26 protein-coding genes are annotated in these 22,019 nt (G+C 35.9%); 14 read left to right on the top strand and 12 right to left on the bottom strand.

Annotated features, from left to right (window positions below; all coding sequences use genetic code 11):
* Window positions 1–18 precede the first annotated feature (18 nt).
* Both JKP73_RS16940 and JKP73_RS16945 read left to right on the top strand, forming a co-directional pair.
* Window positions 19–1,227, top strand: a complete 1,209-nt coding sequence (locus JKP73_RS16940) for a putative glycoside hydrolase (protein WP_021292278.1) — start codon at window positions 19–21, stop codon at window positions 1,225–1,227.
* A gap of 286 nt (window positions 1,228–1,513) precedes the next feature.
* Window positions 1,514–2,095: a GNAT family N-acetyltransferase gene (locus JKP73_RS16945; protein ID WP_038245625.1), complete on the top strand. Its 582-nt coding sequence runs from the start codon at window positions 1,514–1,516 to the stop codon at window positions 2,093–2,095.
* 56 nt (window positions 2,096–2,151) lie between these two features.
* Here JKP73_RS16945 and JKP73_RS16950 read toward each other — a convergent pair whose 3' ends face one another.
* Both JKP73_RS16950 and JKP73_RS16955 read right to left on the bottom strand, forming a co-directional pair.
* Complete coding sequence (locus tag JKP73_RS16950; protein WP_160807330.1) at window positions 2,152–3,525, bottom strand: ammonium transporter; 1,374 nt, start codon at window positions 3,523–3,525, stop codon at window positions 2,152–2,154.
* 23 nt (window positions 3,526–3,548) lie between these two features.
* Complete coding sequence (locus tag JKP73_RS16955) at window positions 3,549–3,890, bottom strand: P-II family nitrogen regulator (protein ID WP_038245624.1); 342 nt, start codon at window positions 3,888–3,890, stop codon at window positions 3,549–3,551.
* 396 nt (window positions 3,891–4,286) lie between these two features.
* Between JKP73_RS16955 and spxA the strand changes: the two genes are divergently transcribed.
* From spxA to pepF, 4 genes are all read left to right on the top strand, one after another.
* Window positions 4,287–4,682 carry a transcriptional regulator SpxA gene (spxA, locus tag JKP73_RS16960; RefSeq protein ID WP_021292282.1) on the top strand — a complete coding sequence of 132 codons (396 nt, stop codon included), beginning with the start codon at window positions 4,287–4,289 and terminating at the stop codon, window positions 4,680–4,682.
* 393 nt (window positions 4,683–5,075) lie between these two features.
* The gene (gene mecA / locus JKP73_RS16965; protein ID WP_021292283.1) at window positions 5,076–5,762 is read left to right on the top strand and encodes an adaptor protein MecA; all 687 of its coding nucleotides are present in this window, start codon (window positions 5,076–5,078) and stop codon (window positions 5,760–5,762) included.
* A gap of 358 nt (window positions 5,763–6,120) precedes the next feature.
* Window positions 6,121–7,296 (top strand): competence protein CoiA, encoded by a 1,176-nt coding sequence (locus JKP73_RS16970; RefSeq protein WP_021292285.1) that lies wholly within the window; start codon window positions 6,121–6,123, stop codon window positions 7,294–7,296.
* 134 nt (window positions 7,297–7,430) lie between these two features.
* Window positions 7,431–9,242: an oligoendopeptidase F gene (gene pepF, locus JKP73_RS16975; protein WP_200411570.1), complete on the top strand. Its 1,812-nt coding sequence runs from the start codon at window positions 7,431–7,433 to the stop codon at window positions 9,240–9,242.
* Window positions 9,243–9,290: 48 nt separating this feature from the next.
* On the opposite strand, the gene JKP73_RS16980 is transcribed toward pepF, so the two are convergent.
* From JKP73_RS16980 to JKP73_RS16995, 4 genes are all read right to left on the bottom strand, one after another.
* Window positions 9,291–9,470, bottom strand: coding sequence for a hypothetical protein (locus JKP73_RS16980; RefSeq protein WP_021292287.1), 180 nt, complete (start codon window positions 9,468–9,470; stop codon window positions 9,291–9,293).
* A gap of 325 nt (window positions 9,471–9,795) precedes the next feature.
* Window positions 9,796–10,686 carry a ClpXP adapter SpxH family protein gene (locus JKP73_RS16985; RefSeq protein WP_051739210.1) on the bottom strand — a complete coding sequence of 297 codons (891 nt, stop codon included), beginning with the start codon at window positions 10,684–10,686 and terminating at the stop codon, window positions 9,796–9,798.
* A 17-nt stretch (window positions 10,687–10,703) separates the two neighbouring features.
* On the bottom strand, window positions 10,704–11,084 hold the full coding sequence (locus JKP73_RS16990; protein WP_021292289.1) for a globin domain-containing protein: 381 nt from the start codon (window positions 11,082–11,084) through the stop codon (window positions 10,704–10,706).
* A gap of 194 nt (window positions 11,085–11,278) precedes the next feature.
* Complete coding sequence (locus JKP73_RS16995; protein ID WP_021292290.1) at window positions 11,279–11,845, bottom strand: CYTH domain-containing protein; 567 nt, start codon at window positions 11,843–11,845, stop codon at window positions 11,279–11,281.
* 145 nt (window positions 11,846–11,990) lie between these two features.
* Here JKP73_RS16995 and yjbM point away from each other — a divergent pair, with 145 nt between their 5' ends.
* From yjbM to JKP73_RS17010, 3 genes are read left to right on the top strand one after another with little or no spacing between them, the layout of a single operon-like run.
* A complete protein-coding gene (gene yjbM, locus JKP73_RS17000) occupies window positions 11,991–12,599 on the top strand; it encodes a GTP diphosphokinase (protein ID WP_021292291.1) in 609 nt (202 codons plus the stop codon).
* A 49-nt stretch (window positions 12,600–12,648) separates the two neighbouring features.
* A complete protein-coding gene (locus tag JKP73_RS17005) occupies window positions 12,649–13,452 on the top strand; it encodes an NAD kinase (RefSeq protein WP_021292292.1) in 804 nt (267 codons plus the stop codon).
* A 26-nt stretch (window positions 13,453–13,478) separates the two neighbouring features.
* Complete coding sequence (locus tag JKP73_RS17010) at window positions 13,479–14,360, top strand: RluA family pseudouridine synthase (protein WP_160807328.1); 882 nt, start codon at window positions 13,479–13,481, stop codon at window positions 14,358–14,360.
* On the opposite strand, the gene prpE is transcribed toward JKP73_RS17010, so the two are convergent.
* Window positions 14,344–15,084: a bis(5'-nucleosyl)-tetraphosphatase PrpE gene (gene prpE / locus JKP73_RS17015; RefSeq protein WP_021292294.1), complete on the bottom strand. Its 741-nt coding sequence runs from the start codon at window positions 15,082–15,084 to the stop codon at window positions 14,344–14,346. The genes JKP73_RS17010 and prpE overlap by 17 nt on opposite strands.
* A 180-nt stretch (window positions 15,085–15,264) precedes the next feature.
* On the opposite strand from prpE, the gene mgtE reads away from it, so the two are divergent.
* Window positions 15,265–16,650, top strand: coding sequence for a magnesium transporter (mgtE, locus tag JKP73_RS17020; protein WP_021292295.1), 1,386 nt, complete (start codon window positions 15,265–15,267; stop codon window positions 16,648–16,650).
* Between the two features lie 401 nt (window positions 16,651–17,051).
* On the top strand, window positions 17,052–17,522 hold the full coding sequence (locus tag JKP73_RS17025; RefSeq protein ID WP_021292296.1) for a CotO family spore coat protein: 471 nt from the start codon (window positions 17,052–17,054) through the stop codon (window positions 17,520–17,522).
* A gap of 138 nt (window positions 17,523–17,660) precedes the next feature.
* Here the strand turns inward: JKP73_RS17025 and JKP73_RS17030 are convergent, their stop codons facing one another.
* Complete coding sequence (locus JKP73_RS17030; RefSeq protein WP_021292297.1) at window positions 17,661–18,119, bottom strand: CotY/CotZ family spore coat protein; 459 nt, start codon at window positions 18,117–18,119, stop codon at window positions 17,661–17,663.
* 228 nt (window positions 18,120–18,347) lie between these two features.
* Here JKP73_RS17030 and JKP73_RS17035 point away from each other — a divergent pair, with 228 nt between their 5' ends.
* From JKP73_RS17035 to JKP73_RS17045, 3 genes are all read left to right on the top strand, one after another.
* Window positions 18,348–18,632 carry a hypothetical protein gene (locus tag JKP73_RS17035; protein WP_021292298.1) on the top strand — a complete coding sequence of 95 codons (285 nt, stop codon included), beginning with the start codon at window positions 18,348–18,350 and terminating at the stop codon, window positions 18,630–18,632.
* A gap of 59 nt (window positions 18,633–18,691) precedes the next feature.
* A complete protein-coding gene (locus JKP73_RS17040) occupies window positions 18,692–18,895 on the top strand; it encodes a hypothetical protein (RefSeq protein WP_021292299.1) in 204 nt (67 codons plus the stop codon).
* Window positions 18,896–18,977: 82 nt separating this feature from the next.
* Window positions 18,978–19,235 carry a hypothetical protein gene (locus JKP73_RS17045; RefSeq protein WP_021292300.1) on the top strand — a complete coding sequence of 86 codons (258 nt, stop codon included), beginning with the start codon at window positions 18,978–18,980 and terminating at the stop codon, window positions 19,233–19,235.
* Between the two features lie 31 nt (window positions 19,236–19,266).
* On the opposite strand, the gene JKP73_RS17050 is transcribed toward JKP73_RS17045, so the two are convergent.
* From JKP73_RS17050 to JKP73_RS17065, 4 genes are all read right to left on the bottom strand, one after another.
* On the bottom strand, window positions 19,267–19,974 hold the full coding sequence (locus JKP73_RS17050) for a DUF421 domain-containing protein (protein ID WP_021292301.1): 708 nt from the start codon (window positions 19,972–19,974) through the stop codon (window positions 19,267–19,269).
* A 125-nt stretch (window positions 19,975–20,099) separates the two neighbouring features.
* Window positions 20,100–20,525 carry a GNAT family N-acetyltransferase gene (locus JKP73_RS17055; RefSeq protein WP_021292302.1) on the bottom strand — a complete coding sequence of 142 codons (426 nt, stop codon included), beginning with the start codon at window positions 20,523–20,525 and terminating at the stop codon, window positions 20,100–20,102.
* Window positions 20,522–21,040 carry a YjcG family protein gene (locus tag JKP73_RS17060; RefSeq protein ID WP_021292303.1) on the bottom strand — a complete coding sequence of 173 codons (519 nt, stop codon included), beginning with the start codon at window positions 21,038–21,040 and terminating at the stop codon, window positions 20,522–20,524. The genes JKP73_RS17055 and JKP73_RS17060 overlap by 4 nt, the downstream gene beginning before the upstream one ends.
* A gap of 206 nt (window positions 21,041–21,246) precedes the next feature.
* A complete protein-coding gene (locus JKP73_RS17065; RefSeq protein WP_021292304.1) occupies window positions 21,247–21,972 on the bottom strand; it encodes an alpha/beta hydrolase in 726 nt (241 codons plus the stop codon).
* Window positions 21,973–22,019 lie beyond the last annotated feature (47 nt).

The raw sequence follows: 22,019 nt of genomic DNA on the forward strand, positions 1-22,019 counted from the left end.
ATTGGGGATTGATTGCTTATGCAGAGAAAGCGAGGATTAATTGTAGCCATACTTAGTACAGTGCTACTAAGCATTCCGGCAATTGTAAGTGGGGAAGACGCTCAGGAAATAAAGCCACATCATGAGAGGGAGATCAGCTTAAAGCCACTTGAACTAGAGAATACGATGAAACGATTTGTACATACCTCAAGTTATGATTTCGAATATCCTGATGCGGTAAGAGGAATATATGTGACTGGAAATTCTGCTGGTGGCAGTCGGTTTAATTCCTTGGTTGATTTTGTCGATGAAACCGATTTGAATACCATGGTAATTGATATTAAAGAAGATAATGGTCACTTAACGTTTAAACCAGAAGAAGGTTCCCCATATGAAGATATGGCAAAAAATTTAATTGATGATCCTGAACAAATGATGAAAGTTTTAGAAGAAAAACAAATTTATCCAATTGCACGAATTGTAGTATTTAAGGATTCGGTTTTAGCAGAAAAACGTCCAGATTTATCGTTTACCAAAGATGGGGAAGTATGGAAAAATGGTAAAGGAGAAGCGTTTGTTAGTCCGTTTCAAACCGAAGTTTGGGAATATAACGTTGAGGTTGCTAAAATGGCAGCAGCAATGGGATTCCAAGAGATACAATTTGATTATGTTCGTTTTCCTGAAGGTTTTGAGACAAGAGATAAGGAATTGGAATATTCTTTAGGAGAATATGAAAACCTAGAAATGAACAATATTAAGAAACGAGTTAAAGCAGTAACTGACTTTGTGCATTTTGCAAGTGAAGAATTGTCTAATTATGATGTTGATGTCTCTGCTGATATATTTGGATATGCTGCTACTATCGAAGAAACGCCTGGTATAGGACAAAATTTCTCTAAGATTGCAGATAATGTTGATGTAATTTCGTCGATGATTTATCCAAGCCATTGGACGCCTTATTTTGGAATTGAAAAACCAGATGAAGAACCATACAAATTAGTTAATGCGTATGCAAAGGTGGAAAATAAAGTCTTAGATAAATTAGATAACCCACCAGTTTCTAGACCTTGGATACAGGACTTCGAAGCTCCTTGGCTTTATTCAGGAGCAACAAAGCAGTATGGTAAAGCTGAGGTGGAAGCCCAAATTAAAGCCCTAGCAGAGAATGATATCCATGAATTCTTACTTTGGAATGCTGGTAATACGTATACGGAAAATGTAGATTATACAGTCGGAATGAGCAAATAACGAATAGAGCAGACCAATTAAAAGGTCTGCTTTTTTAAAGCTATTAATTTAGAAACCTACAACCATTTTTGGAGAGGATTGCGTATACTTTTTTGAAGCAAGAAACCCTCTGAGGGGACAAGCTCCTTGTTGGGAGAACGTAATCCTTCAAGGATCTTCTCTTTTTTTCTACATGATATATCCTATCTTGGGAAATCTAAAATAACACAATATTGTGGCTTCTATTTAACAAAATTTTATTTTTTCGTTATACTAAATAGGACTACTAAAAATAAGGAGTAGATCAATGAATTGGTATGAGAAATTGAATAAGTATTTTCCTGTAGAAGAGATGAAATCCAAAAAACATATGGAAATGCTCTTAGAGGAAAAAGGTGACGTCTATTACAAAGACGAGAGTGATAAGCATGTTTTGATGTATGCTGAATTTGACACATTTCTGTTTATCGACTATTTATGGGTATCAGCAAAAACAAGGGGTCAAGGTATTGGTCACAAATTAATTGAGAAATTAAAAGCCAAAAACAAACCAATTATTCTCGAAGTAGAGCCTGTTGATTATGAGGATTCAGATACAGAAAAACGACTACATTTTTACAATAGGGAAGGGTTTCGTCATGCCCAGGCTATCGGTTATACCCGTAGATCTTTAGCGACAAATGAAGATACACCGATGGAAATCCTGTACTGGTCACCGAATGATGAATCGGAAGACTTTATTTATGAACAAATGAAAAAGATGTATGAAGATATACACACGTATAAAGATGAAGAGATATACGGAAAAGCTTATCAGGGGGTTGATGAAGTATTAACCTATGATAAAAATCGATCCTCCGCTAACATCTTAGATAATTTGAAAAGTTAAACAAAAGCCTCTTATTCCTCGTAGAATAAGAGGCTTTTTAACAATTGTTTTGTTAATTACGAGGATTTTTGCTGTGGCTCCCCTGTAGTAGTCAAATTATTTAAACGATCTGCCAAGCCAAGGTTATTTAATAATGGTTCTTCATCATCAGAGATCAGAGCTTCTTTTAGTTCATATGCGTTCGAACCATGTTCAGCAAAGTCTAATCCTGCGATTTCTTCTTCTTCAGAAACACGTAATGATGTAAATTGTTTTACAATGAATAAGAATACACCTAATGTGATCATTGTCCAAGCAATAACTGCTGCGACACCAATCCCTTGAATAACGAGCTGTGTAAAACCATTCCCATAAAATAAACCAGTTGAAGTAGAGAATAAACCAATAGCTAGCGTACCCCAAATACCACAAATTCCGTGAACAGTTATTGCCCCCACTGGATCATCAATACGTAATTTCGTATCCAATAAGTGAATCCCTTCCACAAGGATAATTCCTGAAATAAGGCCAACGGCGATGGATCCACCTAAAGAAATTTCAGCACAGCCAGCCGTTATACCAACTAGTCCTCCTAAAACACCATTTAACGATAATGATGTATCTACCCGTTTAAAACGTAATTTTGTATATGCAGCAGACGACACCAGTGCGGCGGAAGTCGATAAGAGCGTTGTTCCAATTACCATTGGTACAAGTGCTGGATCGGCTGCCAGCGTACTTCCCCCATTGAAGCCAAACCAGCCAAGCCATAAAATGAATACTCCTAGAGCACCAATTGGTATATTATGCCCCTGTATAACATTAACTTTTTTACTAGAGTACTTTCCAAGGCGTGGTCCTAAGAACAATACTGCTGTTAAGGCTCCGACTGCCCCGGTTAAATGAACCACTGTAGAACCTGCGAAATCGCTAAACCCTAGATCGGTCAGCCAGCCATCACCTTGCCATACCCAATGGCCAACTATTGGATACACAAATGCTGTCATAGCAACAACAATCAGTACGTAAACACCTAACTTCATTCGTTCAGCAACAGCACCAGAAATAATTGTTGCACAGGTTGCTATAAACATTGCCTGGAAAACAAAAAACCCGATATCTTCAACCCCGCTTAGCATGAAACCATCTGTGCCTATAAATGAACCTCCTGAAGTCCCAAACATAATTCCATAACCAACAACAAAAAATAGGATAGCAGCAACACTAATGGTTAAGAAATTTTTAATTAATATGTTTAGTGAGTTTTTGGCACGAGTAAATCCTGATTCCACCATAGCAAAACCTGCATGCATAAAAAATACAAGGAAAGCTCCAAGCATAACCCATACGAGATTAATGGATAATTCCAAGGAAGCGGTAGTTGGTGCAGCGTAAACAGGAGATGCGATGAGGAAAAGGATGAAAAATAACAGTAAACTCTTCTTAATCATGAATAAATCCTCCTTCAATTTTTTTACAAGACAGCCTCTTTGCCTCGTTCACCTGTACGTATTCGTATTGTTTCTTCAATTGGAGAAACAAAGATTTTACCGTCTCCAATGTTGCCAGTGCTGCAATTTTTAATGATAATATCTAGAATTTCATCCAGTCTCTGCTCTTCCACAATTGTCTCTACTTTAATTTTTGGAAGTAGCTGTAATTGAAAAGTAGTTCCTCGGAATATCCCTTTTTGCCCCTTTTGTTTTCCTGTACCAGCGGCCTCAGTAACAGTTAATCCACCAATTCCTGCTGCAGATAACGCCTTGCGTAGAGCTTGGAACTTTTCTGGACGAATAATAGCCTCGATTTTTTTCATTTATATCACCCCTTTTTATTATGTTAGGAAACCTTACATTATAAGTTATGTAAAATATCATAATAGGAAATTAGTTAAAAATCAAGAGGTTTTGGCTAATTTTTTAGAAAATTTTGAAGTAAACGCTTGCAAGAAATAATTGCTGTGATTTGAAAAATTTTTTCAAATAAAAGGTTTAATTAAAAATGATTAGGGGTAACTTACATATATAATGAAACAATTTACATTTCGTAAACATCTATAAAAAACTCGATTTTTTCTTGAATATCCTCTACCTTTCGCTTGACAATTGTAGTATAATTTACATATAGGGTTATTTAAACTTATTTTAATTTGATAAGTACTCAATGTTTATGAAATGAATAAACCCATATTAGAATGAGGAGTGAAGTTTTAATGGTTACACTTTATACCTCACCAAGTTGTACATCTTGCAGAAAAGCAAAAGCATGGTTGGAAGAGCATGATATCCCGTTTACGGAGCGTAACATATTTTCCGAACCACTTACACTGGATGAAATAAAGGAAATTTTGCGTATGACGGAAGATGGTACGGATGAGATCATTTCAACTCGGTCAAAGGTTTTTCAGAAGTTAGATGTTAATATTGATCAATTACCGATGAAAGATCTTTTCAATTTAATTCAACAAAATCCAGGTCTTTTGAGAAGACCAATTATTTTGGATGAAAAGCGCCTGCAAGTAGGATATAACGAAGATGAGATTCGCCGTTTCTTACCGAGAACGGTGCGGACTTTTCAATTACGTGAGGCGCAACGAATGGTCAATTAAATCCATTTCATATATAAAAAAACGCAGATCGAAATTTCAAGATCTGCGTTTTTTTATCGCTTCGCTCCGTATCAAGAATACGACAAATCGTTACTAATTTCGTCACAAAAATATGGGTGACAAATCTTTAAGAATACGTTAAAATATGTTACTAATTAAATAGGCATATATGTTTCCAAGTTGATAAGTGCTATCATACAATAGAAATAGAATGATGTAACCACTCATTTCTGAAACATGAATTACAGGAAGGATAGCATCACCATTAATGTGGAAGCATAGATTAAATAATAATGATTATTGCATATCAATTTAGGGTACATGTTATAACAAGAAGTTATATTTGGTGAAGCTAATCTTCCACCTACCTAAAAAGAAGGGGGAGAAAACGTAATGGAAATTGAAAGAATTAATGAGAATACGATAAAGTTCTACATTTCATATATTGATATTGAAGATCGCGGTTTTGAACGTGAAGAAATTTGGTATAACCGTGAAAGAAGCGAGCAATTGTTCTGGCAAATGATGGACGAAGTTAATTATAAGGAAGATTTCAATGTGGAAGGTCCATTATGGATACAAGTCCAAGCATTAGAAAAAGGGCTAGAAATCATTGTTACAAAAGCCCAAATCTCTAAGAATGGAGAAAATATCGAACTACAGACGGAGGATGGAAATACCGTTGACTTTCCTGTAGATAAGAAAATTGAAAATATGTTAGAAGATAAATTCGGTAAACATGATGATGAAGAGACAGAACAGGAAGATGAAGAAGATAAATTGTGGATTATTGCTGATTTTAGTGACTTTGAAGATGTTATTCAATTAAGCCATTACTTTAGAGAAAATCATGAAGGTACAAAAGAAACACTATATCATTATAACGATAAGTATTATTTATATATGGAATTCTCAGAAGAAGAGCTTGATGAAAAAGAGCAAGAAGACATTATAAGTAAAGTATTTGAATTTGGTAATGATTCGGATATTACATTCCATTTGCTAGAAGAATATGGGAAAAAGATTTTTGTGAACGATACATTTGTTCAAATTAGATCACATTTCCCGGTACAAGTATAGACACTCTTTATGAAAGGGTGTCTTTTTATTTATCCATTATATTGACTTCTAAGTTTCTGCTTCAGCCTTTCTTTTATCAACAATTTTGATAAAATGGAGAAAATGAGGTGAACTTATGAAGAATCTTCCCTTATACGGTAAGGTGTATTGTGTTGCAGGTATTCTATTTTTCATTTTTGGCATTTTCTTATTTGTTCAGCGAATAGGTGATCCATTTCAATGGCGAGATCATTATCTTCCCATATCATTTATTTTCCTAGCATTATTTTTTATGTTAACTTCTTATATGACATCTCGCAAAAGGAATAAAGGAAATAACTAACCTCTGTCGAAATTATTCAGACGGAGGTGTTTTTTTATGTTGCAAGCGATTACCCATCAAGGCGATCAAATAATAATCGCTGCAAAATCACATGCAGCCATTCAGAAATTAAAAGCGAGCAATCAGAAGTACTATTGTCCTGTTTGTCATTCAGAAGTACGTATTCGTGCAGGAACAGAGGTAATTCCTCACTTCGCTCATCATGCTAATGCAAAATGTTTCTCAATAGAAGGTGGGGAAGGGGAATATCATGAACAAGGTAAGTTAATGATATATCAATGGTTAGAGAAGCAACAGCTAGATGTAAAGCTAGAACCATATCTTTCCCTAATTAAGCAGCGTCCTGATATGTTGGTAGAGATCGGAAACAAACAAATAGCAATTGAATTCCAATGCGCGACGATTCCAAAAGAGGTAATAAATAATAGAAGTAAAGGGTATCAATCTAGTGGTATCCAACCTATTTGGATTATTGGAGCTAACCAATTGAAAAGAATAACAGCAACAACGCTTCGTATTTCTCCTTTTTTATTATCAATGATGCATCAGTTTCCTTCTTCTACTTCTAATAAGCTCTTCTTCTTTTGCCCCGATACGAAACAGTTTGTAATTGCTCAACATGTATTTATTATCAATAAACGATCTGCTATAGCAAAATTCAGGGTAAGACAACTAATGAAAACAACCATAGTCGACCTGTTCCGTGAAAAATTACTTGCAGATCAAGAATTACTTAGCTTGTGGATGCGTGAAAAAGAAAAATTTCGAACAAAGCCAATCCATGTTTCAAGACTTGGCCATCTTTGGCAGCAGTGGTTATATCGTAACCAAACTTCTATTATATACCTCCCCTCAATCATACACTTACCAGTAGAATCTCAATACTTCATGAAAACTCCTCTTTGGATTTGGCAGAGTAAATTGGTCGTGGAGTATTTAGTAAAAATTTCGGTCGGTTCCTACCTTGAACGTTCTCGCATTAATGATTTATTTCAATCGGAGGATCATTACTCAAAAAAGGATTTTCCGCTTATTTATCAAGTAAAAGACCCAATTAATCAATATTTACAACTTCTTTGTAAGCTTGGAATCATAAAGCAATACAATTTATCTTTGTACAAAAAGCAAAAGAACATTATCTTCCATGCAAATCTAGAACAAGCAATCAACGCAGATCGAATACTCTTAAAGCAGTTGATGAATGCAAAATAAGAGCATGTTTTAGAAAGAATAAGCTATACTAAATAATAGATGTTTCAAAAAAGAAGATTTTGTTTGCTATTTACAGGATTTTAATGCCATTATCAAGAAGTAGTAGTAAATGATAGAAAAAGGAGGAATTAGCTTTGGCAAAAGCAAAAAAAGAGTTACCAAAACGAGAAGAAATTCCGGTGGAATCCACATGGAAACTCGAAGATATATTCGAAACGGATGATGCATGGGAATCAGAATTAAAGAGTTTACAAGCAGATATTCCGGAGATAGAAAAATACCAAGGGACATTATCTGAATCAGCTACGACTTTATATGAACTTCTAAAACTCCAAGATAAGCTTTCTCAACGATTAGGAAAGCTGTTTACATATGCGCATATGCGTTATGACCAAGATACAACCAATTCTTTTTATCAAAGGTTAAACGCACAGGCTGAGAGTGTATTAACTGTAGCATCAAGTAAGATGAGTTTTATTGTTCCGGAGATACTATCCATTGATGAAGAAAAACTAAATCGTTTTTTAGAAGAAGAGAAGGAATTACAGGATTATCAAAAGACATTAGATGAGATTACCAGGCAACGTCCACATATTCTAAGTGAGCGAGAAGAAGCAATTTTAGCAGAAGCATCTGAGCCTTTATCTGCGCCATCGCAAACATTTAGCATGCTAAATGACGCAGATCTCACGTTCCCTTCCATAAAGGATGAAAATGGAGAAGAAGTGGATGTGACACATGGTCGTTATATTCGTTTCTTAGAGTCTAAAGACCGCAATGTACGGGAAGCTGCGTTTAAGGCTGTTTATCAAACATATGGTAAATTTCAGAACACCTTTGCTTCAACATTAAGCGGAAACATTAAAAAAGATAATTTCGTTGCCAAGGTTAGAAACTATGATTCAGCAAGACAATCCGCATTGGATGATAATCATATTCCAGAGCAAGTATACGATAATTTGGTCGAAGCAGTAAATGAACGTTTGCCATTACTTCATCGCTATGTGAATCTGCGTAAGAAAGTTTTAGGCTTAGATGAGCTTCATATGTATGATTTGTACACACCGCTTGTTAAAGATGTAGATATGGAGATTACTTATGAAAAAGCACAGCAATATGTATTAGACGGGTTGAAGCCATTAGGTGACGAGTACTTGTCAAAAGTCAAGGAAGGTTATCAGAACCGTTGGATAGACGTAGAGGAAAACAAAGGTAAACGCAGCGGTGCTTATTCTTCTGGAGCATATGGTACGAATCCATATATTCTATTGAATTGGCAGGATAACGTAAATGATATGTTTACATTAGCCCATGAGCTTGGTCATTCCATTCATAGTTATTACACGAGGGAAAACCAACCATTTCGCTATGGAAATTATTCGATCTTCGTAGCTGAAGTTGCTTCAACGTGTAATGAGGCCTTACTAAATGATTATTTACTAAATAATCTAGATGATGAGAAACAAAAGCTATATTTACTCAACCATTTTCTTGAAGGGTTTAGAGGTACTGTATTCCGTCAAACCATGTTTGCTGAGTTTGAACATGTGATTCATGTAAAGCAACAAGAAGGAGAAGCATTAACGGCTGAGAAGTTAACGGAAATTTATTATGATTTAAATAAAAAATATTTTGGAGAAGAAGTTGTCTCAGATGAAGAAATTGGCTTAGAATGGGCAAGAATTCCCCATTTCTATTACAATTATTATGTATATCAGTATGCTACAGGTTATTCAGCTGCTACAGCGCTAGCAAGCCAGATTTTAGATGAAAAAGAAGGTGCGGTAGAGCGTTATATTGATTTCTTGAAAGCGGGAAGCAGTGATTACCCAATTGAAGTCTTGAAAAAAGCTGGTGTCGATATGACACAAAAGCAAGTGATTCTAGATGCTCTTGATGTATTTGAAGAAAAACTAACACAAATGGAGCAATTGCTTGCAGAGTAATCTCCAATAATAAAAGCAGGATGACCTCTATAAGGTTATCCTGCTTTTTTAACGCATGCCACGGTATAAACGTTTGTTTGTAAACGAATAAATGGTCAAATAGATCGATACAAATAAAAGTGGTAAGGTTATATATAAAGGGATAACTTGCATTAAACCTAGAATATTTAGAAAGAAAGCAAAAGCAGTCATTAGTAAGAATAGGAATGGTTGAACAAAATGTTGCACTTAATCACCTCTTATCAGAAAGAATGCTAGTATAGCTTATGAATGTCGTTATTCATTTAGAAGTGACATTTTTGTGAAATCATGAACATACTACTTGAATCTCAAAAAATAACTTGGTATATTATTATTGTAAGTTAAATACAAACAAAAACCCCTTTGTTTGATCATGAAACTTTCTCCCATCCCCCTTTGTTATTACAAAGAGAGACTAGAAGGATATACGCTGCCCCGTATATCCTTCTTTTTTATCCATGCGGCAAGTAAACGTGAAACATAGAATTGTTATTCTTAGGAAAATAAAAAAAGCCTCAAATAAGGCTTTGAATTAATCTTCATATTTCCAAAAATCACCGTACTTTACTGGAATTCTCTCTACTTTTTGTTTTAATTGAAGTTTTTTCATTTCTTTTTCGGCCTTTGCTATGGACCAATCATATACAACAGCAATTTCTTTTGTGCTAACTGTTTTAAAAACGGAGAGAAAATGTTCCAATGTCGGTTTTTCCGAAGGAATAGGTTGCTTCTCTAAAATTTCTCTTAGTACACGTACATAAATATCATATGGATAAAGGCCAGAGATTTTAATACCTTGTTCCTCCGTTACTTGATTAAAAAACACAATGGTGGGAATGTAATCTACTTCCATTTCTTGTGTTAATTTCAAATCACATTGAAATGCTTTCTTTGCCGATGAAGAATAAAGGTCTGTTGAAAATTCCTCAATATCTAAGTTAGCAGCTTTTGCACAAGAATAAAGTATTTCTTCGTCCGAAATATCTTGTTTATATAGAAATGCACTCTCTTGAACTTTACGAAGGAAAATCCTTCCAGATTTTTTGCCCTGTAACTCTGCAGCTTTAATTGCCAAGGATGCGATCCAAGGAAATGAGACTGGGTTTTCTAGCCATAAATCACCATCACAACACATACCTGTTCGTTTTGAAGTTTTTTCCCATATATCTTTAATTTTTCTGGGGCGGTCAAATTGATCTTTGTTAAGTGTGTTTAAGTGACCACTTATAATCGGTCTGATTGTGAAGAAACGCCCATATTCCATCGATAATTTTTTTAGGAATGGCTCTAATGACCAGCATTCAGGACATAACGGATCTACAAAAACGTAAATCTCAATTGGTTTTTGAACAAGATTAAAGCTATATTTTTCAGATGTGTTTGATTGATAGATGGATTCAACTCCAGAATGTTCCCAATTCACACCGATTCTCCTTTCTCCTATTCTGGCGTGTTCATCATGTGGTTCGCAGTTAAGGTTAATTTCTCAAATATAGCTGTGCGATAAGGTTCATCGATTTCTGCTTCTACTAGTGCATGTGCCATACAATCAAGCCAAGCATCCCTGCGTGTAGGTGTAATTTCAAAAGGTAAATGTCTTCTACGTAACATTGGATGCCCTCGTTCTTCAGCGTATAGTGAAGGTCCCCCAAAGAATTGGGTGAGAAAAAGTTTCTGTTTGTGGATTGTCTCTGTTAAGTCTTCTGGAAAGATTGGAATTAAATCGGGATGGTTTCCTACGCGCTTATAAAAAGCATGAACAAGCTTTTCAATCGTAGTAAATCCACCAATTGCTTCAAACATTGTTCCAGTCTGTTTCATTGTTATCTTTCCCCTTGTTTGTTTCTATATATTGTAGCAACGTAATGGTTACTGGGCAAATAATCTGATTAGAAAGGCTGGGCTGAAAGTCCTGATAGTTGTAATTCAGTTACTGCCAGATGCACCTTCCCCACAATATTAATGCAAATAAATAAATGATTTAAATATCCTAGTCTGAATATTCTATAATGATTTTATAAACTAGTAAAAAAACGTTTAATCTTATTCGGTGTTTCCCGTTTCGGTATTTTATATTTAGACAGCAATTCATTGAATTTTGCTTTTCCGTTCTCGGTGGATGTAGCTTCCAATTCTAGTTCATAATCCGATTTCCCATTGTACGTACTATAATCCAGTACTAAAAGAATATCCTCTCTTTGAACCTCGCGTCGTTCGGTTGATAAACTTCCATAGCATACGAGTGAATCAACAGAAATTCCTAATTGTTCTAGTTGAGTAGCTGTATCTTCTTTCTTCAAAATAGTTCCGTTAATACTTTGCAGTGCTTCGTTTTTTGTTAAAAAATCATGTGTTTCTAAAAGTCCGTGTTCATGCGGTTCTTTTAATGTTAGACGATAATAACCATTTTTCTCTCTAATTCGCAGTGCACAGCCTAACTCTTGCAAAGCCAAATCCTTTGTTTCAAAATAATAATTGGTTTGAGTATCACTATATGCAGGAAAAGGTATTTGATTCAATAATCGATGATATTCTTTTTGTGTTAATAAATTTTTAAACTCAATTTCTATTTCTTGTCCCATCGTGACCCTCCACATAAAAAAAATTAGGCTATTACCGATTATCGCGAATTTGTAATTATTTTGCAAAGATTAGTCATTGAACGATTCTATGATACAATAATAGATGCTTCATACATAAGATGATTTCAATTAGGTGGTGTCGAATGTGAACTGGAAATCAATGCTTGCCCCATACGCGCAAGTGGTAGAAGAATTAAAAGTTAAATTAAAAGGAATACGAAAACAATTTGAATATGAATCCGAACATTCACCTATCGAATTTATTACTGGCCGTGTGAAGCCAGTACCAAGCATCTTAGAAAAAGCAGAAAATAGAAAAATTCCACTTGAAAACATTGATACGGAAATCCAAGATATAGCTGGAGTGAGAGTGGTATGCCAATTTGTGGATGATATATATGCGATTGTTGAAATGATTCGTGCAAGGAAAGATTTATTGATTGTGGAGGAGAAGGACTATGTCTCTAAGAAAAAAGATAGTGGATATCGCTCGTATCATCTTATAATTGAATATCCTGTCGAGACCATTGATGGGATGAAGAAATTGCTAGCTGAGATACAAATTCGTACATTAGCTATGAATTTTTGGGCGACAAATGAACACTCGTTAAATTATAAATATAAAGGAAGTATACCTGCTGATATAAAAGAACGATTGCAAAAGGCAGCTGAGGCTGCTTTTAAATTAGATGAAGAAATGTCAATGATCAAACATGAGGTACAAGAAGCGCAACGTATATTTCACAGAAAATAGAATGTGATTGGAAGATAGGGAAATCATAGGTAATGGAAGGGGGAAAAGCATGAAGTTCGCAATTGTATCAAAAGGAGATAATCGCTCCGAACAAATTATGGCTACAATGAAGCAATATTTAACTGATTTTCAATTAGAATATAATGAAGTTGAACCGGACCTTGTAATATCTGTAGGAGGAGATGGGACTTTTTTAGAAGCATTCCACTCCTATGTACATCGACTTAATGAGACAGCCTTTATTGGGGTACATACTGGACATTTAGGTTTTTATGCAGACTGGGTACCGGACGAAGTAGAAAAATTAATAATAGAAATTGCTAAAACACCTTTTCAAATTGTTGAGTATCCTTTATTGGAAGTTACGATTCGTGCAAAATCAGGAGGTAGTGAGGATCGCTTCCTTGCGCTTAATGAAGCGACCATAAAAACTGCCGATGGATCTGTTGTTTTTGATGTGGAGATTAAAGGAGAACATTTTGAAACCTTTCGAGGGGACGGACTTTGTGTTTCCACTCCTTCCGGCAGTACAGCTTATAATAAAGCATTAGGCGGTGGAATTATCCATCCTTCTCTCGATGCTATTCAATTAACAGAGATGGCCTCAATAAATAATCGAGTTTTTCGTACAATTGGCTCTCCGTTAATTTTACCGAAACATCATACATGTTTATTAAAGCCAATTGTTGATCGCAGCTTTTTGATCGCAATTGATCACTTCACCACCAATTATACAAATGTAAAATCAATTCAATGTCGTGTTGCAGAAGAACGAATTCGATTCGCGAGATTTCGTCAGTTTCCATTTTGGAATCGAGTAAGAGAATCATTCGTTTCAGATGATAATAATTAGCAGAATAGAAAGAGAAGAAAAAGTATATGGAATGGACGATTAAGAAGGCACATGAAGGAATGCTTATACGTGAATTCTTACGCGAAGAACAAGGATTTTCGCGTAGGATTGTAAAATCCATCAAATTTGATGGTGGAAGAATTATGGTAAATGGAAAGACGCAGACGGTGCGTTATTCTTTAGTAGCAGGAGATAAGCTTACTGTCATTTTGCCAGAAGAACAACACGGCGATCATATGCAGCCAGAACAGCTTGATTTAGCCATTATGTATGAAGATGCAGATATTATAGTTATTAATAAAGCTGCTGGTATGGCTGTTATTCCTTCGCTTCATCATCCGACCGGAACCGTTGCTAATGGCTTATTGGCTCATTATAGCAAGCAGGATATTCACTTTACGATTCATATTGTGACAAGGTTAGATCGTGATACATCTGGATTAATGCTTGTTGCTAAACATCGATACAGTCACTCCATATTGGCTGAATCGCAAAAAATGGGGGAAGTGAAGCGGCATTATCAAGCAATTGTTCAAGGGAAAATGGAACAAAAAAAGGGAACGATAAATAAACCTATTGGTAGAAAACCAGGATCCATTATTGAACGGGAAATTAGAATGGATGGTAAATCAGCTATAACCCATTATTTAGTAGAGAAACAAGCGGATGCATTCGCATTAGCTGATGTTCGACTAGAAACGGGCAGGACGCATCAAATCCGTGTTCATTTCTCAGGTATTGGTCATCCCCTTTGTGGTGATACGTTGTATGGTGGGAGTAAACAATTCATCGATCGTCAGGCTTTACATTGTTATCAACTATCTTTTAACCATCCTATTACGAAGGAACCTTTCTACTTTTCTGCCAACATGCCAGCTGATATGGCCGCAATTATGCAAAATAAGTAAACTTTTCTTCGATAAACGGCTGCTTCGATGGGACGGACGTTATTTTTTCCTCTGGAAGACGAAATGCTGTTAGTTTATTACCAAATACACATCCTGTATCAATATTAATGGTCTGATGAACAATACGTGGCTGTAGAACAGGCGTGTGTCCATATATAATCCAAGTACCTCCGTAATATTCCTGTGCCCAATCCCGACGAATTGGTCGCCCATCGGGATGTATTTCTCCAGTAGTGTCTCCATACAAAACAAAGGATTTCACTTGTTTATCGGTTCTGCCAATGTACGCTTGCTTTATTCCTGCATGGGCAATAATTGCATTTGCTTGAGGAAGCTGTAAATAAAGTGGCGCTTGTTCATATAGATGCATAAATTGAGAACGAACGGTGTCTTGTTGATAGGAAGTAAGCTTTTCATATTCTGCAACCGTCGTTTCTAATCCATGGCGCTGTTGAACGGGATTGCCTGAAAAATAACGGTATAACTTATTGCAATGGTTTCCTGGTACATACAAGGCATTCTGATTTGCAATTACCATTTGATAAACAAGGTTGATAACATCTATAGAGTGCGGTCCACGATCGGTTATATCACCAACAAAAACAGGAATACGTCCATCAGGGTGAGTGAAATTTGAATGGACTTTAGTATATCCTAGTTTTTGGAATAAACGTTCTAGTTCCTCTAAACAGCCATGTACATCGCCGATTACATCAATTTTCATCAAATCGCTCCTTGATTTGTATCTTTTTTTTGGATATGATATGTTGCGGGAATTATCGTCTGCCTTTGAACGGAATTGTACTATATTATATAAAAGGAACTACCATAATCCAAGTAACTTTGTTTGATTGTACATGCGACGGGTAAACTTTAAGATAGGGAAGAAGAAGGATGTGATCATATGGAATCCAATAATCGTTTTGATAAAGAGTATGAAGTACAGTATGAGCATCATTGGGAGAAATTACAGCAAGCGCTGGCACAAGATCATATGGAAGGATTTCGTAGCGAGTTTCTTGATATGCATCCCTATGATCAAGCCATATTTTTCATGGAGCAGGAAAAGGAAGCACGTCTACAAATCTATACCTATTTATCACCAGAAGAAGTCGGAGACATCATGGAAAGCATGAATGAAGAGGATACGCAAGTTCTGATGGGTGAGATGGATCCACGATTTGCATCGATGGTGTTAGCTGAGATGTCTGCCGATAATGCAGTGGATATACTTAATGAGTTAGAGAAGGATCAAGTTGCCAGTTTTTTAACGATTATGGAGAAAGAATCGGCAGAAGAAATTAAACAATTACTCCATTATGAAGAAAAAACTGCTGGAAGTATTATGACGACAGAGTTTGTAGCTACGTATAAAAATTACATGGCCAAACAAACGATGCAAGCTTTAAAAGAAGAAGCGCCGGATGCTGAGACTATTTATTATTTATATGTACTGGACGAAGAAAAACGGTTAGTTGGTGTACTTTCGTTAAGGGATTTAATTGTAGCAGATGAAGAGACGTTAATTGAAGATATTATGAGTGAGAAGATTGTAGCTGTCTCAGTAGGCAAAGACCAAGAGGAAGTTGCCCAAATGATGCGGGATTATGATTTCCTCGCTTTGCCTGTTGTTGATTTTCAAGACCATTTACTAGGAATCATTACAGTTGATGATATTTTGGATGTTATGGAAGAAGAAGCGAGTGAAGATTATTCGAAATTAGCTGGGGTCTCCGACATGGATAAACCAGATGATAATGCATTTGTTTCCGCTCGTAAACGACTACCATGGCTCGTTATCCTCTTGTTTTTAGGGATGTTTACTGCAAGCCTAATTGGCCGCTTTGAAGAAACACTTAATCAAGTCGCAGTACTAGCTATTTTTATTCCATTAATTGCGGGTATGGCCGGTAATACAGGTACGCAAGCCTTAGCTGTTGCTGTCCGAGGTCTAGCAAATGGAGACTATGGAAAGCAAGGAAAGTGGAAATTAGTAATGCGAGAAGCTTGTACAGGCCTAATCAATGGTATTGTATGTGGCATTGTTATAACCATTGTGATTTATTTATGGAAAGATGATATTTATTTAGGGTTACTCGTTGGTATTTCGATTGCTGCTACTTTGTTAGTCGCTACATTAGCGGGAGCACTTGTACCTATGCTTATGGATCGTATGAAGATTGATCCAGCTGTTGCATCAGGACCGTTCATTACAACGATTAACGATATTATCTCTATTCTCATCTATTTTGGTATGGCAACTGCTTTTATGGGGTTTCTGATTCAATAGTGTTTTCGTAAGGCTGTCGAGGAGAAATACTCGACAGCCTTATTTTAGTTCTGACACTAAAACAACAAATTTGAAACATAATATTCTCACAGATGTTCATGTCACTTTGGAAAATGTGCACGATTCCAAGCCTTATCTATCCTTCACCTATCCAGGTTGAAGTCTTTTTCTGTGTTAAAGGAACTTCCAAGGCAAATCTGCGAGGCTTCTCTACAAGCTGAACTAAACCGCATAGTCTTTGTTATATGTATTCGAGATTTATCGCTCTTTTTTTTGATTATTTTAATCTCGCTATTTTTTTAGATATTAAAATAAACAAAGAAAATTAGTAGGGGCAACACATTTCCAAAAATGGGTTCATATAATGGTTTGAGGAAGACTGGAAGGAGGAGAGATAAAGGATGGGAAAGAAGTACGCAAAAAACCCATTGCTTTTTATTCATCAACCTAAGGAAGTCGATTTGCAAGCGCCTATGCAGCATATGTATGTAACCCCTAAAAACAAAAAAGAAACAGGAAATGAAAAAGTAGAAAACTTCGATAATAAAGGAACTCAAGAAGCCGTTAAAAAAGGGGGAAGGCATCCGGCATTTGATGAACAAAATGAAGTGAAACGAAATAATGATCCAAAAGAGGAAACGAAACAAACAAAATTCAAGGATATGTCCATTGAAGAAAAAGTGGACTATTTTGTTAATTCTCCAAGCTATGCACCAAAACTACGCTGTGAAATTAAAACAGAAGAAAGAACTTTTCGTGGAGTCATTACGGGTTCGGAAGGCAATTATGTGTATATAAGAGTCGGAAATCGATCATCAAGTACAAAGGTTTCACTTGATGATATAAAGCATATAAGATTACTAGGATTTTAATGTTATATTGAAAGTATCCGCCGGTGGTTGTACCGGCGGTTTTCGTTTATTTTATATGATTGGTGTCCTATGTTCTCTAACTATAAAATTGATAAAAAAACACTGAGGTGAAGCCACCCCAGTGTTTTGTTTATGCAATTAGTTTAGTGCATTAATTGCTGGTAAGCAAGTTACGTGACAGAAGCAGTTTAAGTCAGCAGTGATACAGATGCCTGTTGCGCAAAGTGGATCTGTTTCTTGGTCACAAGGATCTTTAGGACATGCATATTCATCTTCTGGATCTCTTAATAGTTCTAGAACTGCGCAGCAATCATCGGTTATTTTCTTAACTCGGAAGAAAAAGCTTCCAACTACATCGCCGATATCGCTTGGGTGAGCACCGAATCCTTTGAAAGGTTTGCAGTCCCCTTTGCAATAAAGTATTACTGGTACTGTATCAAGACCATTCCCGTTATCATTGTCTCCCAACAAATCATGAATGGATTGTTCGCAACTTGAGTCACAGCAATTCTCAACGATATCATTTTGTGCCTCTACAATTTCTTTTAAAATATCACATACACAGTTACCTGTATCAAAATCTTTTCCACAACCCATGAATTATTTCTCCTTTCGAATTGGAATTGACTCATTTGTCCTTAATAGAATATGTGCGTTTATAAGGATTGTGTGGGCGCTCACACTAATTATTGAGAATGATTCGTGATATTTATCCTGTGGGGCATGTATACTGTATTTTTGCTAAATTCCGGGCGGATGTCTATACCTCATCGGCATACATACATAGACTAATAACGATCATATGTATAGAAGGAGTGAAAGTGAATGTCGGAAGGTAAGAAACAGGTAATCCATGTGAAGGATCTTGTTATAAAGGCGGATAATGTTAGAATTGAACCATCTCGAGAGTCAAGACCTCAGCCCCGCCCACCTCGTCATCGAAGGGATCCATTTTTAGGAAGACGTCCGATGAACGAGGAAGATAGGGAAGAACATGAAGATAAAGAGTTTGAAAGTAGCAGTGAAGAACAGCATCATGAAGATGATCGTAGGGAGGAAGAACGTGACGACCATGACGATAGGAAACGGGGACCATTCTCTTTGTTTTAAATAATTGGGGGTTTGAAGCAGCTGTATTAAGCTGCTTTTTTGTCTCTGAGGGGGATAATATGAAAATTTCAGAACCAGAATGGATGAGACATTTTCATGCAATTGAGAAGCATTTAGGAAAAAACGAAAAGTGGCTTCAGTTTCCTGAAAAAAAGGTGAAAGCTTTTGAGGAAGAAATGGACCAATGGAATAGTGACTTTTTATCAATGATTACAAATGTTGAAGATCTAATAAAAGAATTAGAAAAAAAGATGGAAGAGTAGGATTAACTTTTTGAGAAAAAGGGTATATGAATAGTCGTAAACAAAATTTTCAGACGAATGGTATAAAAAGGAGCTGATGGTGATGGGGTATATTTTGCCAATTCAGCATTATCAATATCAACAATATCACCGTAGAACTGCTACAACAGATGAAAACGCATTTCATATTGAACGTCCTTTTAAAGTTATGCTTGAACAACAACATCAGCAGTTATCCAAGCAGTATGAACGATTCTATCCAGCTGGTTATGATCGTTATCTTATTACACCTGTTAAAGCTAGTGAAAACATATTTGCCTCATTAACGGGAAAGGGAAGACGAATTAACAGAACCATCTAATAATACCAATTGATGCTTAGCCTAATGTTTGCTAAGCATCAAATTTATGGTGTTCCCTATTAACAAATGGAAGAACGAACAAATCTTGCCCCTTCATATATTCGGCGTAAAATACATCTTTTATATGATCATAATCCTGTGCTTTCAATTGCTCTTGCAGCCATTCCTCTGTTAAATTTTTTTCTTTCAGATTATCGTAGACAATTTCACCATCATTAATTAATGTAGTCGCAAGATTAATTTCTTGAGGAGAGACATGAAGGTCTTGTTTATTCGGCATTTGATACTCGGGTTTACGAATAACGGATATCGTCCCGTTTGTTTCTATAAATGCAAATTCCACTTCACGTAAGGAAAATACGTCCTTTGTACGGAGTAAACTTTGTAATTGATTCACATCTAAGCTATTTTTTTTCATTACGTCACGAATTAATTTTCCTCTATAAATAACAAAGTCCGGACCACCTTCAATAAGATGCCTAGTACGCTTGATTTTTTGGGTAATTACTTCAGTTATATAAATCAATGCTCCCCATAAAAGAATAACAAACGCAATTTCAGGAATACCGGCTTCTTTATCAAATAAGGCATTCCCAACTAATTCACCTAGAATTAGTGAAGAGATAAAGTCAAAGGGAGTTAACTGGGTGATTTGCGTTTTTCCTAATACTTTGGTTAATATAAATAAGGCAAAAAAGCCGAATACTGTATCACCAAACATTTGCAGGTATGGATCCATCAATTGTGCCCCCTTCAAACAAGATCACCATTTAGCATTGCCTGTAATGGGAAATTCATTCATGAAAAAGGATATGTTAAGAAAACGTAACATGAAAAAAGCATTTCTAAAAAGAAATGCTTTTTCTATGTTAATTGCTTAACCATGGTTACATGAGGGATACCTGCATCCATGAATTGTTCCGATATAGTCTGATAACCCAATCGTTGATAAAAAGCTTCTGCATGTGTTTGACCATTAAGCTTTGCATGCTGGTAACCTTCTTCAGCAATTACTGCTTCCATAGCTTTAATAAGCTGTTTGCCAATGGATTGCCCACGATACGCTTTTAAGACACATATTCGTTCAAGTTTCCCATATTGATCGACAAAACGAAGCCGGCTTGCTGCAATCGGCTTGTCCTGGTCATAAGCAACAAAATGAATGGCCGTTTCATCGTAGCTATCCAGTTCTTCTTCAGGGGAAACCTTTTGTTCGTCTACAAATACAACCGTACGAATGTGATAAGCTTGCTCAATTGCTTCTTTTGATGTAACGACTTTTATATTCACACAAATTCCTTCCCGAATACAAACGAATCATGAACCGTCCATGAGCCGTTGTCTAATTGATACATTAGTTGAAAACGATCAACGGTATCTTCAATTTGGATATCTTTCATTTTCATACTGCCAAAAATATCGGAGTATTCATCATGGGAAAGCTTTTGAGCAATTGTAATATGCGGGACAAACGCATACTCTTGATTTTCTGAAAAGGTACCAGAATGCATTTTTTTATATAAATCATTAAGTTCTTTAATTGGTTCAATCTTGAAGTATATCGTATTGGTAACTGGTGCAAACGTACTTACTTTGTTAATGTTTATTTTAAAAGGTTCTGTTTCATTTGCAATGTGCTTAAGCTCTGTAACTACTTCCTCCAATTGATCCCCATCTGCTTCAAATGCTTCTTTCAACGTAATATGTGGAGGAATTAACGCGTAATGCGGGTCATAACGTTTTCTGTATGAATTTGCTTCATCCTGTACGGCCTTCGTTGGAAAAATAACAATACCATATTTCATAATAAAACCTCCTATTTTATCAAACACTTTGATTCATTTGTAATGGTTTGGTTCATATGTTGCTAAAAGCTAGATAGGTTTTTTACTACTTTCCTATTGCGTTTGTTAACAATAAGTATAGTTTTTTAAGTTACCCTTTATTATAACAAAAAATATGGCAAAATAAGAGATTTTTTTGCACTATCTGAAAAATTAAATGTAATTACCTAATCAAACATTGTTGTCAGTGCACGCTTCATATCTTTTTGCCAGTATTTCCAAGTATGTTCACCTTGTAATAGCTCATGATATTCATAACTAAACCCCTTATTTGTTAAGATTTGATACAATGCACGATTTGGTGTTAAAAAGTCTTGCGTTTTTCCGTCAGTAGTAGTTACCTTTGTTTCTTCACTTCCGATTGTATGATAAATATCGATAGCATCTAAATTCGTTGCTTGATTGGCTGCTTCTAATACGGTTTCATCCACATAAGGGGACTGCATGATCACATTCCCGAATGTATGTGGGTATCGAATTGCAGTCATAAACGCCAATGTCCCTGCTAACGAATCGCCCATTAAGGTTCTTGATTGTCCCATATGAAAGGTGGGGAGCAGCTCATCTAAAAAAGGCACAACTTCGTTAACTAGGAATTTTGTATAGGATTGATTTTGTTCCCCTTGTGGGTGATATTTTTTACGACGATCGAATTTGTCTTGATAGTGAATGCCAACAAAGATCGTATTTGTCATGTCTTCATTTTCATGAAGTCGATCGCTTAGCGTCGCAATTCGGCCCATTTGATAATAGTCATTGCCATCTTGCATAATGCAAATATGATACTTATAAAGCGATGAGAACGATTGAGGCTGATAGATCTTTAATGCTATCGTTTCATCTAAATAGTTGCTATTGATTTGTTTTTCTATCATGGAACCTTTTCTACCCAAGTTGATCTCCCTTTCTCTGTAAAAATTCCCCGTATTTACATAGATAA

The organism is Virgibacillus salexigens, from assembly GCF_014905415.1.
In the GTDB taxonomy this organism is placed as follows: domain Bacteria; phylum Bacillota; class Bacilli; order Bacillales; family Amphibacillaceae; genus Virgibacillus; species Virgibacillus salexigens.

What these genes read in the sequence shown, in the direction of transcription:
- JKP73_RS16995 (WP_021292290.1), bottom strand. Translation starts at nt 11,845, where the DNA reads ATGGGACAAGAAATAGAAATTGAGTTTAAAAATTTATTAACACAAAAA.
- JKP73_RS16940 (WP_021292278.1), top strand. Translation starts at nt 19, where the DNA reads ATGCAGAGAAAGCGAGGATTAATTGTAGCCATACTTAGTACAGTGCTA.
- JKP73_RS17035 (WP_021292298.1), top strand. Translation starts at nt 18,348, where the DNA reads ATGTCGGAAGGTAAGAAACAGGTAATCCATGTGAAGGATCTTGTTATA.
- JKP73_RS16970 (WP_021292285.1), top strand. Translation starts at nt 6,121, where the DNA reads ATGTTGCAAGCGATTACCCATCAAGGCGATCAAATAATAATCGCTGCA.
- JKP73_RS16955 (WP_038245624.1), bottom strand. Translation starts at nt 3,890, where the DNA reads ATGAAAAAAATCGAGGCTATTATTCGTCCAGAAAAGTTCCAAGCTCTA.
- JKP73_RS17045 (WP_021292300.1), top strand. Translation starts at nt 18,978, where the DNA reads ATGGGGTATATTTTGCCAATTCAGCATTATCAATATCAACAATATCAC.
- prpE (WP_021292294.1), bottom strand. Translation starts at nt 15,084, where the DNA reads ATGAAAATTGATGTAATCGGCGATGTACATGGCTGTTTAGAGGAACTA.
- JKP73_RS16945 (WP_038245625.1), top strand. Translation starts at nt 1,514, where the DNA reads ATGAATTGGTATGAGAAATTGAATAAGTATTTTCCTGTAGAAGAGATG.
- mgtE (WP_021292295.1), top strand. Translation starts at nt 15,265, where the DNA reads ATGGAATCCAATAATCGTTTTGATAAAGAGTATGAAGTACAGTATGAG.
- JKP73_RS16950 (WP_160807330.1), bottom strand. Translation starts at nt 3,525, where the DNA reads ATGATTAAGAAGAGTTTACTGTTATTTTTCATCCTTTTCCTCATCGCA.
- JKP73_RS17040 (WP_021292299.1), top strand. Translation starts at nt 18,692, where the DNA reads ATGAAAATTTCAGAACCAGAATGGATGAGACATTTTCATGCAATTGAG.
- spxA (WP_021292282.1), top strand. Translation starts at nt 4,287, where the DNA reads ATGGTTACACTTTATACCTCACCAAGTTGTACATCTTGCAGAAAAGCA.
- JKP73_RS17010 (WP_160807328.1), top strand. Translation starts at nt 13,479, where the DNA reads ATGGAATGGACGATTAAGAAGGCACATGAAGGAATGCTTATACGTGAA.
- mecA (WP_021292283.1), top strand. Translation starts at nt 5,076, where the DNA reads ATGGAAATTGAAAGAATTAATGAGAATACGATAAAGTTCTACATTTCA.
- JKP73_RS17005 (WP_021292292.1), top strand. Translation starts at nt 12,649, where the DNA reads ATGAAGTTCGCAATTGTATCAAAAGGAGATAATCGCTCCGAACAAATT.
- JKP73_RS17030 (WP_021292297.1), bottom strand. Translation starts at nt 18,119, where the DNA reads ATGGGTTGTGGAAAAGATTTTGATACAGGTAACTGTGTATGTGATATT.
- JKP73_RS16990 (WP_021292289.1), bottom strand. Translation starts at nt 11,084, where the DNA reads ATGAAACAGACTGGAACAATGTTTGAAGCAATTGGTGGATTTACTACG.
- JKP73_RS17050 (WP_021292301.1), bottom strand. Translation starts at nt 19,974, where the DNA reads ATGGATCCATACCTGCAAATGTTTGGTGATACAGTATTCGGCTTTTTT.
- JKP73_RS17060 (WP_021292303.1), bottom strand. Translation starts at nt 21,040, where the DNA reads ATGAAATATGGTATTGTTATTTTTCCAACGAAGGCCGTACAGGATGAA.
- JKP73_RS17025 (WP_021292296.1), top strand. Translation starts at nt 17,052, where the DNA reads ATGGGAAAGAAGTACGCAAAAAACCCATTGCTTTTTATTCATCAACCT.